The sequence below is a fragment of the Oceanospirillum beijerinckii DSM 7166 genome (assembly GCF_000422425.1).
GTDB lineage: Bacteria > Pseudomonadota > Gammaproteobacteria > Pseudomonadales > Halomonadaceae > Oceanospirillum > Oceanospirillum beijerinckii.
The window spans coordinates 1-13,381 of sequence record NZ_KE383835.1 but is presented as its reverse complement, the minus strand read 5'-3'; the positions used below and the strand labels follow the sequence as shown (position 1 = coordinate 13,381).

Genomic DNA, 13,381 nt, shown 5'->3' with positions numbered 1-13,381 from the left:
TCCGGTACCTGTGGTTGCCGTCACGGCAATACCACTGCTGGCACCACTGTCGACATCTGCTCTGTTTATATTGCCGTCAGCCAGAATCGTAGAGACCAGTACTCCGGTCGATGATGTTTCTTCGTTTACTGCCGTCAGGGCGTAGTTGCCTGAGCTGGTAATGGTGGGAGCATCGTTAACAGCGATAATATCAAACGTTACAGTTTTGTCATCTGTACCGCCATTATTATCATCCGTCTGAATCTGGATAGAACCTGCGTTGGTACCGTTCAGGTCCGCTGTTGGAGTAAATGTCAGTGAGTCCAGAGCGTTATTTACATCGGTCAGAGAACCACTGAAAGAGATAGAGGCAGTACCGTTTCCGGTCAGGCCAGTCAGCCCGGTGGTTGTTACAAGACTTGCTGTACCACCGCCGATGGTGAGCGTCACTGTTTGAGTATCACCTGCATCATCATCTGCGATCTGAATATCATCCGCAATGGCAACGCTGGTCGCATCTTCCGATACGGATGGTGATGATGGCAGTGTAATTGTTGGAGTGTTGTTTGATGCTTCTGCTGCTGCAATGACGATATCATCAAAGTATAGGTGCATTAGAGCAGATGGGTCTGTCGGTGTAATGCGTATTTCGTCTAAATTTGTAAAGCCGGTTTTTGATGAAAAGTCTACAGAAGCTGTGCTATTACTGTTAAAGGTTTGGCTGAAACTACTACCTGATATTTCAGTATTATTCTTATATGCTGTAAAGTTAAGCTCCCTAGCAGCTCCAGACAGCAGCTTTATTACCATAGATGTTACTTTAAAGGCACCGCCATCGGTGCTTTTAAACTGAATTTTATCGTATGCCCCATCCTCTACTGCAAGCACCATATCACTAGCATCAGAGCTGATTCCCGATGAGGCTTTTATTTCAATATCAGTTTGTGTCGCTCCATTATTATCGATAATTAGGTTCAGGCCACTACCCAGAATATCTGTTTTGGATGGATTAGCGACTACTGGCTCTGAGTCCCATAGTGCTGTGTTACCAAAACTAATCGTTCCTATTGAAGGAGATAATAATAGAGACTCTTTTTTTAGCTGTGAAATGACAGCATTGCTTTGATCTGAATGTTCTATTTGTCCGATTTCTTTTTCCAGAATCCAGTTGCCACCAAGTTTCTGGCTCCCTGTGAGATCATCTGATGCGGCTATATCTGCACCTGTGCTTTCTGCTAAAGCAGATAAGAGCTCTTCACCTGCCTGGCTCTTAGCAATATTACAGCCATACAGTAGTATGTCGCCATTATCTGATAAGGACGAACCTATTGATGATAACAGTTCAGAGTTTTCATGGACGGTATCTGTAGTGATTTCATCTCCTGCCAGTAGTAGTGATCCTGCTTTGCCATGAGAAATGATATGCAGTTTTTCAACAGCATTGTATCCCTGAAGAAAGTATTCTATCTGATCAATACCTGATGATTCAGTATTGAGTATATAAAATGCATCGTCAGGTGAAAATGATTGAATGATTTTTTCAATGTTATCTATATCGTGGTCTATGATATAAATGTTCTCAGGGCTAATTTTTTTATCTATGGACATATGTTTCTCCTTTGACCATTTTAGCCCTTTTTAATGTTTTTATTTTGTTTTTTTGTGGGCTTTTAAAATAATTGACCGGATACTATTTTTTAAATAGTATCCGGGTGGTATTTTTATCTTTTAGTTTCTGCTCGGGTATACACCTGAAAGTGAGATGATATGACGAGCAACAATATAGGGTGATCTGTTTTCGTGGGAGCTTGATGATCCAGCATTGGAAATAGTTATACTTCCTGCTCCTGATGATGAGCCTTCTATATATGTATCAGGAGTACCTGCAGCATACATCTCGACTGTATGGTTGACAAAATCGATAGTTGTATTACCTTTGGCTAAATAGTGGCCAGGTGCAGGAGTGTCAGTTGTAGCAGGAGTATTTATCGCAGGTACAACAGATGCCCCTGATCCACCGCTCGATGTTGCGGTATGGGTATGAACAGGCATTTCTGAGTGGCTCAGAGTGACAAATTCAAGCCCACCACGCACACCCTGGTTATAAGGCAGCATTCCAGGAGCATATCCGGTACCAACAAAGCTTCTTCCCCGAGAATCAGGTAAGGAGTAAGTTGTACGTGCGTCCCCTCCATAGATTGTACCTATCAGAGAGTATAAAGCCGGGTTACTGCCGATAGACATCAGCTGGCCCTCACAGAATGCCCAGTTCAGAGGAGGGAAATTAGGGCCCCAGGTTATAATTGTTCCCATTAATGGATCCATAAAACTCACCTTAATATGACGGTTAATAATTTAATGATCTAATTTAAAACTAATCTGTCTACTGGATTTCGTGATCAGTAATGTGATTTTATCTTTCTGATTTACAGTGACTGGTTGTTTGAAAGCCTGAATAGCCTGTTGCCAGTGTTTAACTGTATTGCCTGGCGCTGTAGAAATAGTAACTCCTTCTGTCAGACTCAGGTTGAACCAGAAAGCTATGCCATGAATAGTACCTCCTTTCTCTATTTCTATTTCCATTGTTGTTGTTTCAGTGGATAAAGAGGGATACATAAAACTGATATGTTTTACTGGTGCTGGCTTCGATAGAGTTTTATGAGGAAATGATGCCAGATTAGTAATAGTATATTTTTCAGTGTTTAATTCTTTGAATGCTTCAATATTGAATCCTGAAATGCTATCAGCAGAGTTTGCACGATACAAAGAGTCAGACTCAATCAATACGGCATGTATATCGGCTGATTCAGGTATAATAATGGCATCATCTTTAAGAAGATTTTTTCTGGCGTGATAGATCGTTGGTAAAACGCCTTCGCCTAATAAACCTGAATCCAGTATTTCACAAACCAGAAGATCTGCTTTTTGTTCTATATCTTTTCCGACTTGCAATGATGTTGAACGTTTATTGATTACTGTGATCTGATGATCAAAATGATTGTCTTTAATAATTTGTTGAGCAACATTAGCCAGCTCTGGTACAACTTCACAGGTGGTTATTTTACTTGCCCCGGCTCTGGCAGCCATCATTGATAACAGGCCAGAACCTGTTCCTATATCCAGAACATGGGTGTTTTTTGTTACCCGTTTATTTAAAGCCTGATCAAACGCCTCATTGCGTGTGCTATCGGCCAGCATGTCAAAATGCCAGGCAGGGATTATCTGACCGGTAAGCTCTTGTATGTTTGTTCTGGCCAGTTCAATGTCCGGGTTGTATTGCAATGCTGTTTTATAGGCTTCAACGGCTTCTTCTAATCGGCCATAGTCTCTTAGTGCATGACCTAATAATGTATGCGTTTCAGCATCTTCAGGTTTTATTGATATTATTTCCTGATACAGTTGAATAGCAGAATCAATTTCACCTTTGGCATACAGCGACATACCAAGTCTTTGTTTTAACTCAGGTATACCAGGAGCTATGTTCAGTGCTGACTGAAAGTATTCAATGGCAGAGTCAAATTGCTCTGATTCGGCAAGTAAGTCGCCTAAAGCTATATAGGGCGGTAACCAGTCCGGAGCGATATGAATGGCCTGCTGGTATGTTTGTATCGCCAGCTCATTCTGATTTAACCGGGCCTGAATACTGGCTTTCAGCAGTAATGCTTCTGGCTGTTCCGGGTAAAGTGACAGGCTGGCCTCACAAGCTGCCAGAGCTTCTGTCACCTGATTACACTGATTCAGTGCACTGGCGTAAGAAAGGTAAGCGACAGAGGATCTGGGGTTGGTACTGATTGCACTCTGGGCATACTCCATGCCTTCCTTTATTTTGCCTGTATTCAGATACATTGAACTGATCAGTGCCAGAAGTTCAGCATTGGATGGATATTTTTTTAATCCATCTTCAAGAGTGCAGATGCTTTCCGTTACTTTCCCAAGGGTTGCCTGGATCACTGCCAGGTTATGATACTGATCAGGAGACGGTTGCTCCTGGTGTGCAATCAACTCTTTATACAGTGTTTCAGCCTGATCCAGCTTTCCAGACTGATACAGTTGTAATACTTTGTTGTTGTTTGCGGTATGATCCGTCATATTAATGTCCCTGCTGGTTTAACAGAGGGCTTTTATGAAACTGCATCCCTGCTTTAAAGTCGTACAGACAGGCATACCTGTAACCATCGAATACACCTTCAGAGTTGGCTACGATATCTAAACGTATACAGCCTTCTTTAAGGGCAACAATAAGGCCTTCGCCAGGAGATACCCGAACAATCGTGCCTGGCGGTGTATCGAAATTACTGATGTCTGAAGCCGATGCCTGAAGCAGCTGAGCAACGCTTTGTCCCAGAAACAGATGGGCACCACCCAGATGTGGTGAACCGGCTCTGACCTGATTGCACAAGGCTTCAGATGTTATGTTGCTCCAGTCAATATGCAGATCATCCTGATTGATTCTGGGAGCCAGATTACTGCATTGATCTGTTTGAGGTCGCCGGTCAATGAACCCATCAGCAGCTTTGTCGATAATCTCATCAATAAGCGAAGGCAAAATCTCTGACATTCTGCCCAGTACGCAGTGATGCGTATCGTATGGATCTATCTCTACGAGTTTCTGAGCAACAACAGGGCCGGTATCCAAAGATGAGTCAACGATATGAGCCGTCAGAGCCGTGCGTGTTTCCCCATTTCTGATCTGCCAGTAAATGGGCTGAGCCCCTCTGTACTCAGGCAGTGGAGACGCATGGATATTAATCACTCCCTGGCCAGGTATCCGGTATATATCCGAGTCGAGCTTTTCACTGCAGAAAAACATCAGGCCAAGATCCGGAGATATATCCTGCAGGCTTTGTAAGGTCTGATTTATATTGTCTTTGCCATATGGGAAGCATGGGATTCCAGCAGCCCTGAGCTGCTCATTTAAGTGATGCTGGATATGCCCCCATGCGCCTGGAATAACGACACCTTTAACTAACTGCTTACTGTGCAGTAAAGAAATCAGGTTGATTGATTCCATACCTGTTGTGATGACAATAATATTAGAAATATTCATTTCGCTGACTCAGGCAATTGTGGGCAGAAAACCGGGAGTGGCAGTCATTTTGTAATAGAACTTTATTTTGTCTCCGCTTTTGACGAGAAGATCATCAGGCTCAGGAGCTTTGGGTTTGAAGTCGATACAAACTGACATGTCGGGAACAGGGCAGGTGATACCGCTGTCGTATTCATTAAGTGTTTCGGTGCTATAGGTGGCTATATTGACAGCAAGGTTCAGGATATATTTATTTATATCAGGGATATCCTGAGGGATTGTAATCTGATTACACTCTACTAATCTGGCGTTTTCACCAAAGGGAATAAGCTTTATGCTTTTAAGCGTTTCCAGAGTCAGAGAGAAGATTTCTCCCAGCATGATTCTTTCGTTCTGGATCTCACTGTCCAGAAAATCCGAGTGAGCGCGCTCCTGATCTTTCCATTGATCTACATATTCACGCTGACCTTTGTTGAGAAAGGCTGTTACAGAGAGCTTTTCAGGTATCATTCTGGCTTCTGCACTGAGAAACTGACTCAGATGGCAGGCAAAGGCCATATGCCCTTCTTTGGTAAATCCATGCTGAAGCGCTTCCAGTACCAATAAATCAATAGGAAGTTCTGGCTGATAATCCATCACATCCATGCATAACACTTCATGGATATACTCACGAATATCAAGATCATCAATGAGCTGGTTCAGGACCTTGACTGCACCGGGCTGGATATCCAGCAGGGATATTTTCAGGTTTGGGCTGAATACCCCTTTTGCTTTGTAGTGACGAATTAACGGGAGCAGCAAAGGTGCGAACGGTCCACAAGCGGGGTAAACAATGTGGGTAACACGGGATGAATCGGTTTCATTCAGAGCAGAATGTATGCCCCGGATAAAAGATCTGACCCGGTAAATGTCATTGACGGTATTCAGCGTATCTTTAACGCTGATAACAAGACCGTGTTTATTAATAAATGACTGGTTTAGTTCTGTTTCGTTTAAATCTGCCAGTTTAAAGCTATTAAGCAGGCGGATGTTAGACTCTGAAAACGCATCCGCCAGCTGATCATGATCCGGCCTTGAGTTGATTAGCAATAATTCTGTTAATTGCTCCAGGCTATGCTGCAGAGCTTCTTGATGACTGTTTTCAGCATCAGTATTCATACAGGCTGCCAGCTGATCTCTTAAAAACTGATTAAACATCTGCTCCAGTCTTTTATCCTGAACCGCAGGCATCGTTACTCTAGTAGAAGTGGTTTTGTAATTATCCATATAAAGTCCAACTGTATGATGTATAGCCCTGTTAGTTAATACTATTTCCGTATTACCAACTTTATTAATCACTACTTATCAGTGACAAACAAACCAACATAAATATTTCCATCCTCGCCGAACAGTGAGAGCTGGGGTATAAATGTCATTTTCGTGCCAATGCTTAACTCAATGCTTTAGTACATTTGCCAAGTACAACATAAAACGACCCTCTAAACACTTTAATGTATCTCCACTTCACCATATGAGTCCCAGAAAGATCACTCATTAGCTTGTTCTATTCAGTATTTTTTTTAAGGATACTTTAAAATCATTTATTTTCTTATCCTTATCAGGCGCATGGAAATTCTCCACAATATAATGCTCGACGTACTCCATAGAACAACTCATATAAAGCAGGGAGCTTCCTTCCTTAGGATCGGACAAGAATGTATTGAATAATAGTTGATCAAGTTCATATTCTTCTTTCAAGTAATCTTCGGTGACCTGCTTCTGCTTGATTAACTGAGATTTATACCAACAGCGCTTCAAATATGGTATACCAAGGTCAGACAGCTCAAAATAATCCGGCAGATGTTCAATAGAGAAACTCTCTCCCCTTTGATAATCAAAGATAAACTTAGGGTATTGCTTGATCTCATACTGATATTTCAGTTGCGTTCCAGGTTTAGGATTGGCACCAGTAATTATTCTAGGGAGATTAAGAGAACACTGGTATTCAGTCAGCCAATGGTCTCCATAAACCTGAATATCGGTAGTGAACTTTAGACTCTTATAGACCTCCGGAGATTCTGGTATATCTAAACTTCCACTAATAAATGGGGTTTTCTGCTGATTTAATATATAGGCTTGCTGGCAATCCAGAATGAATATTTCACCAAGATAAAAGTCGTGGGCGTTATATGAAGGAAGCGCTGTCAACCAGGCCTTAATCTGAACTTTTTGAGGGATCAGTTCGCCTTCTGGTTTCAGCAAAGGAATCAGATGGCGAAACACAGATACCTGAGGCTCTTGATCCAGCATCGCTTTCATTGTTTCTGAAATGATGAGATCGAAAGGTTGCTGTTGTTCAATCGGCCATTGCAGAATATCGGTACACTGCTGATTTTCTATAAAACCATCGACAGCAAGTATTTCAATCAGCTTTTGCAGAGCATCCAGTGATTCCTGGTGAATGTCTAACAGACAAACCTGAACTTTGCCCGGAGTAAACTGGTGTAGCAAAGGTATTACAAGAAGACCAAAGGGCCCGGTGCCAGCATATAGAATCCTGATGCTATCCTGGGTTTTCAGCTGATCCTGAATAGCCTGAAACACACCTCGCAGAAACACCTGGGTGCGAATGAACTCTTCTGCGCACTGTGCCGCTGTTGTCATGGATACTGCTTTGCCACATGGCGTTTCTGTTGCATGCTCATCCTGAAAAAATGCTGGATGAAGCTCAATACCTGTAATGTCACATAACTGGCAAACCAATTCATCTACTAAAGGCTTAAGAGAGGGGAGTTGATGCTCTGGAGCATTCAGAATTTGATCAATTATATCGTTTATTTTATGAGACATTTTGCTTATTCCTTAAGTTTGAAAGTATTTTGAGCCATCCTGACTGAATAGGTTAAAATAGCAGACCACTAAATCTATATAGCAACATAATCAATAAGTAGGAGATTTATAAGAGTACTGACAGTCTGGATATCGACCAAACAGGCTCGTTAACATTCAGTCTAAAAGCAATCACCAGCCTTTTTTCAAAGTGATAGCCCAAATATTTCTAGATCACCTTCGACGTTAACTCCCATGAAATGACACAGAAATCATCCCCCCCGATAATAGGGGTTTAGTTCTGGACAACACTCAGGGCTTCTCCTTTTGATTTACCTTATAATCTCGTTCAGCATCATGGTAAGTGGCACTAAACAGCAGCTATTATTAAGACTAGAATTATATTGCAATCAGAAATATAGCGTCGCTATCTTAAACAATGCATCATAAATTCTCTATTACAGGCTATTACACAAGATCCCCCCCTCCAAGTGCCAAAGAAAAAATTATTCAACTGATACAAGAAAATTTATAACTACCTGAAAGAAAAGAGATATTGCCCTCGATGAGCTTTCACAAGGCTGTAAGCAGATTTACTCGCTGTGTAAATTGAGTTGCATTTATTACTTAAATCCAAAAAAATTGCATATACACTGAAAAAATGGTCTTCCCCTTAACTCCAATCATGACTTGCTCGCTACAGAGTGAAAGGGGAAATATTTATTAGAGTACTTAAAACAGGGCTGTTTTATGAGTAACTTTCCAGTCAGCAAACAACAGAAAGACGACTATCAAAAAAAAGGCTACACTCGTCTGAGCAATGCCATACCATCAGAGCTATTAGAGAAATGGCAACAACGAGGGGCGCAGCTCGAAAAGCAAGCCATCAAAGCATACTATAATGGCACACCTTTAACCGATGCTTGCATCATCCCTGACTCCATCGAACCCCGACTGATGCGATATAACAATATACATATTGCCGATGCCGAACTTTCTCTTGAGTTACTGTCATGTCCTGCTTTAACAGCAATCGTCAGAGAGCTCTGTGGCCGAGGTGCAGTTCCGTTACAGATGGACCTCGTCTATAAACAACAGCACCCCCAGCCTGTGACCAAGTGGCATCAGGATGCCCTTCATCCTCGTAACCACCCCTATCTTAATATCGGAATTTATCTGGATAATGCACTAGAAGGTGACGGCTGCCTCAGATGTACCCCAGGCACCCAACACCATTCACTTGATATAGAGCATATCTCGGCTAACCATGGCTGGGAAGTACCTGGAGCTATAGATATACCAGCCAAAGCGGGTGATATTTTGATTCATGACATGATGCTTTTACATGGCTCTATGCCCAAGCGTTCCCCCGGTGTCAGACGCACTATTTATGTCGAATTCCGGCCAGTGGAAGGCATTATGGATAGTGGAGTACATAGCATGGAATGGGTTGAACTGAGAAAACAATGGATGGCACACGTTATTGCCAATGGGGGGAAAATAGAATGGCCTCAAGCGTGGCAACAAGATTACCCACTTACAACTCATGATATTACACACCTCATGCAACAAATCTATGAGCAAGCCGAACCTAATATCCCTGCTTTATGGGAAACCAATCCTGTCGAACTAGAGAATTACCCGGTTCCCAAGGACATGAAAAATTGGTAGGCCAATAGAGGTATCACATGACAGAAACGTATATAAGACATATTGATATAATTCAACGGATGCAACAGGTTCTCAATGTAAATCTGAGTGAAGATCAGGCAGATCAGGCAACACAAATTCTTGTAAAGTACTGGATAGATTCTTCAAGTATCTCTTTGGACAACTCAACCTCGTCCAACATTCATAACAGTGGTCTTATACTTAGCCCACAAGCAGCAGGCAATTGTGCATTAGCTTATCGCCGCACCCGTCGTTACCTTAGAGCCCTATATAAAGCTATTAATGACCTGACAAAACAGAAAAAGGAGCAGCCAATACAAATTCTTTATCCTGGCTGCGGGCCATTTGGCATCCTGGTACTTCCCCTACTTCCCCTATTTTCACCAAGTACAATTCAAGTCAGTATTTTGGACTTCAATATCAAATCTATTAACATTGTAAAACAGCTGATTAGCTATTTTCAGTTGGAGGACTATATTACGGAGTGCATCACAATCGATGCTTTACAGTATCAGATAACGGCCAAACAGCAGCCTGATGTTATTATCTCAGAAATATTACAAGCTGGATTAAAACAGGAGGGTCATGTGGCAATTAACCGTCACCTTATCACGCAAACCCCCAATGCTACTCTGATTCCCCAGCAAATAGCCCTACACCTGAAATCTGCCGACCCAAGCATTGAATTCTCTCCTACAAACAATCAACAACGCCGCTCACATAGAGCTGACTTGGGCTGCGTATTCACTATGAATCGACAATTGTTGCTCGCTCATCCTGAGAATGGCAGCTCACTGCCCGGTACAAGAATCACACTCCCCAAAGAGCTGAATATGTATCACCATCTTTTCCTATTTACTGAAATCAGCTTGTACGGAGGTGAGCATATAACAGAATACGAGGATGGCCTCACAACACCGATAGTTTTTAATCTCAATACAGGCTACGTTCCCGGTAAAGATATTTATTTCACCTATGATGTTGGACAATCTCCAGAGCTTAAGAGCCACTATATCGAATAAACAACGACTCTTCAGAGTATGCTGCTGTCGACACCATAAACACAACAGCCTACTCCTGAAAGCATCGTTACTCGATCCGATAAACTGAAGGTAGCAGAAATCACATCAAGCAGATTTCTGTGAGTTCAGCCAAATACTTCTGAGCTTTTTCGCCATTTCAAAAGCGACATCAGCTCCTAAGGCTTCAAGATGCTCAATCACCTGTAAGACATTATGATCTGTAATACTCGGATCACCGTATTTGCATACTGTTTCAGTTTTCTTATAACCGGAGCAAACAAACATATTTTCCAGCCAAGCGTTTACCAAGCAGTCAATAACCAGATGTACCCGATCTATCACACTATTATTTGTGACCTGATGTGGGTAGTTGGCGTTCATATACCAGCATTCACCCTCGCCAAAGTGAATAGGCTGATCATTAATCAGAAAAATCACATCCGGATGGGTTTGAACTGGAATATGCAACCGCACACACCCATCTTCAAAACAGAGATCCATATCCGTGTGGCGACGAATTTCCTGTCCCGCTTTCAGCGACATCAAGCGGGCAGACACCAAGGTACAATCAAAACTGGCCAAGACTTCCCGCAAGTAGTCACTTTGCTCCAGATAAGGCGTACTTTGGTAACGTTCAGGATCCATTTCCACAACCGCTGCATTACCTACTTCACCATCAACCGCCCTTAAAGGCAAAGCAGTCCAACCGCCATCATGTACACCTGTATTGATATGCTCCAACCATTGATTGTCTTGCAAACAAGCCAAATCTTGTTGCAGACGTATCACATCAAAAGTCATTGGCAGCTTATGGTAAGCATCGGTCATAACAAACTCCTTGTCTTGAAAAGGGCAGTCTGAGGAAACGGACCACTGTCGCTGGCTACGTATGGTTTCCAGTTGCTGATACTGCGCCGCAAGTGATTCTAAACGCGCTTGATAGCATGAAGTAAACGCCTTCTCTGTTTCTTGTTTAAAATCATTAGTGTGATGTTTTGAATGTTTACGGGAGCGCTGTTGCATTGCAGCTAACTCTTGTTCCGTGAGATCAAGTGCGATGGCCTGGGCAAAAGCTTGTGTTGTGATATCCGGCAGCTGATGATAATTGATTAACTTTAGCGCTACCGGCTCATGTTCAGCCTGTTCCAACGCAGAAGTAAACAGACCATGCAACACCTCCAATTGATAGCCAGCCAAGTCAGCAATGGGGATTGCAGAGGTATCCATCGGCAGGGCTCCCGTATCCACCAGCCCTGGTACCATCTGCACGCCCGGTTGTTTTTGGTGAGAGGCAAAGATTTTTTCTGGCTCACGATAGAGCAGAAAACAGGGTACATCAGGAAAAACCTGTTGAATCAATGGCAGATCAGCCAGGTGCCAGCAGTCCAGTTTAATAATGCAGTGCGTCTGTCGAGGAGTTAAGGACTGCCCCAGGGCGGTAATTGCGCAGTAAAGAAGCTTTTGACGCTCAGAAGCAGAGGACAACTTGCGACCATAACTGAGCACTGCTTCCAGTATTGGTGGCTCGGATAGTACATGACAGCGAGCCGATTGCATCAGTTGCTGTGTCATCAAGGTTGAGCCACAGCGAGAGACATGAAAGATAAACGCTGACGGGTACAGGCTTGTTGAATAACCCCTTTCGGTAAGAGAATCCAATGGCAGAGTACGATAGCTCGCCTTTGGCACACGCCTCAGATCATCGAAAAAGAAAGGCTGAGACAATGGTCTTCCTTGTAGATTTACCCAAACAACCTGAGGCTGATCACCAGCCAATAAATCAATCGGATACCATCCCTGCAAATCATCTTGTTCTTTCAACTGCACTCTCCCTGATAACCATTCTCTATGGCATTACTTAATGACCTATACCTTACTGAGCTGAAAGCAGCGTTGTCACCATATCCCGCACACTGAGCACTTCGGTATCAAACTTAAATTCAGGTTGTTCAGGCACCTGATAAGGCGCATCCAATCCAGTCATACCTTTGATCTCTCCGGCCAATGCTTTAGCGTAAAGCCCCTTGGGGTCGCGGCTGATGCAGGTCTCAATTGCCGGGGCCAGATAGATCTCTGAGAATTGCTCAGCTGGCACACTTTCTCTGATAGCTTGTCTTTGCTGTCGATAAGGTGAAATCAGTGCACAAATGACACTGACATTATTTTCCAACAATAGACGAGCCACTTCACCAGCCCGCCGGATATTCTCTTTACGATCCGCTTCACTTAGCCCTAGATCGGAACATAATCCTTTTCTCAGGTTATCTCCATCCAGGACGATCACTTGTTGCCCCTGCTGCTGCAAAGCGGTTTGTAACGCTTCAGCCAGTGTTGTTTTCCCCGAGGCCGATAGTCCTGTTATCCAGTAAAGATGTGGAAGGACACTTCCTGAATCACTTAACATTCAACATTTCCTTTTAAAACGTCTCAACTTATTCAGCCGGTGGGGATATAAAGATCCGCCAGTATTGTCACTAGTGTAATAACTATTACCAGAACAACTTACCACTTACTAGCAGCCTGTCGGACTTAAGCCGTCAATAGGCTTAAAAATCAGAAAAAATTGCGATTTATGCAGGGATATTCCTATTTTTTGAGAATATCCCTGTTCAATACCTTATTTTAGGCGCAACTTGGCTATTCGTTTTAGATTCCAGGCCATACACACCAAGCTCCATTCTCCTGTCACTCCCTTCAGTCCTCGTAGCGAGAACTGACGGAAGCCCAAGACCGATTTGATAATACCGAAGACCGGCTCAACCGTTTGTTTACGTAAGGCATAGATCGCTCGTCCTGCCTTGGTCCTTAACTTATGTGCCATCTTCTCTGCTGGAGATGCCCTTGTACCTAAAGGCCCTGGCTCAATAAATCGCTC

General features: G+C 43.0%; 11 protein-coding genes. 2 read left to right on the top strand and 9 right to left on the bottom strand.

Annotated features, from left to right (window positions below; translation table 11 throughout):
• The 6 genes from H579_RS0123545 to H579_RS27430 all read right to left on the bottom strand — a co-directional run.
• Nucleotides 1–1,587 (bottom strand): DUF4347 domain-containing protein (locus H579_RS0123545; protein WP_028302679.1); only part of this gene is annotated, 1,587 nt, incomplete at its 3' end.
• 120 nt (nucleotides 1,588–1,707) lie between these two features.
• The gene (locus H579_RS28830) at nucleotides 1,708–2,304 is read right to left on the bottom strand and encodes a phage tail protein (RefSeq protein ID WP_084624333.1); all 597 of its coding nucleotides are present in this window, start codon (nucleotides 2,302–2,304) and stop codon (nucleotides 1,708–1,710) included.
• A 30-nt stretch (nucleotides 2,305–2,334) separates the two neighbouring features.
• On the bottom strand, nucleotides 2,335–3,981 hold the full coding sequence (locus H579_RS28370; RefSeq protein ID WP_169449736.1) for a tetratricopeptide repeat protein: 1,647 nt from the start codon (nucleotides 3,979–3,981) through the stop codon (nucleotides 2,335–2,337).
• A gap of 88 nt (nucleotides 3,982–4,069) precedes the next feature.
• Nucleotides 4,070–5,026 carry a methionyl-tRNA formyltransferase gene (locus H579_RS0123535; RefSeq protein WP_028302678.1) on the bottom strand — a complete coding sequence of 319 codons (957 nt, stop codon included), beginning with the start codon at nucleotides 5,024–5,026 and terminating at the stop codon, nucleotides 4,070–4,072.
• Nucleotides 5,027–5,035: 9 nt separating this feature from the next.
• Nucleotides 5,036–6,271 (bottom strand): SAM-dependent methyltransferase, encoded by a 1,236-nt coding sequence (locus tag H579_RS27435; RefSeq protein WP_157834701.1) that lies wholly within the window; start codon nucleotides 6,269–6,271, stop codon nucleotides 5,036–5,038.
• Nucleotides 6,272–6,538: 267 nt separating this feature from the next.
• Nucleotides 6,539–7,834, bottom strand: a complete 1,296-nt coding sequence (locus tag H579_RS27430) for an SAM-dependent methyltransferase (RefSeq protein WP_051228319.1) — start codon at nucleotides 7,832–7,834, stop codon at nucleotides 6,539–6,541.
• A 729-nt stretch (nucleotides 7,835–8,563) separates the two neighbouring features.
• On the opposite strand from H579_RS27430, the gene H579_RS0123520 reads away from it, so the two are divergent.
• On the top strand, nucleotides 8,564–9,484 hold the full coding sequence (locus H579_RS0123520) for a phytanoyl-CoA dioxygenase family protein (RefSeq protein WP_028302677.1): 921 nt from the start codon (nucleotides 8,564–8,566) through the stop codon (nucleotides 9,482–9,484).
• Between the two features lie 17 nt (nucleotides 9,485–9,501).
• Entirely contained in the window at nucleotides 9,502–10,506 is a 1,005-nt protein-coding gene (locus tag H579_RS0123515) for an SAM-dependent methyltransferase (RefSeq protein ID WP_028302676.1), read from the top strand.
• 105 nt (nucleotides 10,507–10,611) lie between these two features.
• On the opposite strand, the gene H579_RS28365 is transcribed toward H579_RS0123515, so the two are convergent.
• From H579_RS28365 to H579_RS27420, 3 genes are all read right to left on the bottom strand, one after another.
• Complete coding sequence (locus H579_RS28365) at nucleotides 10,612–12,327, bottom strand: aspartyl/asparaginyl beta-hydroxylase domain-containing protein (RefSeq protein ID WP_157834700.1); 1,716 nt, start codon at nucleotides 12,325–12,327, stop codon at nucleotides 10,612–10,614.
• Between the two features lie 52 nt (nucleotides 12,328–12,379).
• Complete coding sequence (gene cysC, locus H579_RS0123505; protein WP_028302675.1) at nucleotides 12,380–12,910, bottom strand: adenylyl-sulfate kinase; 531 nt, start codon at nucleotides 12,908–12,910, stop codon at nucleotides 12,380–12,382.
• Nucleotides 12,911–13,123: 213 nt separating this feature from the next.
• A partial coding sequence (locus H579_RS27420; RefSeq protein WP_028301364.1) for a transposase occupies nucleotides 13,124–13,381 on the bottom strand: 258 nt, incomplete at its 5' end.

Excerpts from the sequence above, each read along its gene's own strand:
- H579_RS0123515 (WP_028302676.1), top strand. The coding sequence starts at position 9,502 with ATGACAGAAACGTATATAAGACATATTGATATAATTCAACGGATGCAA.
- H579_RS28830 (WP_084624333.1), bottom strand. The coding sequence starts at position 2,304 with ATGGATCCATTAATGGGAACAATTATAACCTGGGGCCCTAATTTCCCT.
- H579_RS0123520 (WP_028302677.1), top strand. The coding sequence starts at position 8,564 with ATGAGTAACTTTCCAGTCAGCAAACAACAGAAAGACGACTATCAAAAA.
- H579_RS27435 (WP_157834701.1), bottom strand. The coding sequence starts at position 6,271 with ATGGATAATTACAAAACCACTTCTACTAGAGTAACGATGCCTGCGGTT.
- H579_RS27430 (WP_051228319.1), bottom strand. The coding sequence starts at position 7,834 with ATGTCTCATAAAATAAACGATATAATTGATCAAATTCTGAATGCTCCA.
- H579_RS0123535 (WP_028302678.1), bottom strand. The coding sequence starts at position 5,026 with ATGAATATTTCTAATATTATTGTCATCACAACAGGTATGGAATCAATC.
- cysC (WP_028302675.1), bottom strand. The coding sequence starts at position 12,910 with ATGTTAAGTGATTCAGGAAGTGTCCTTCCACATCTTTACTGGATAACA.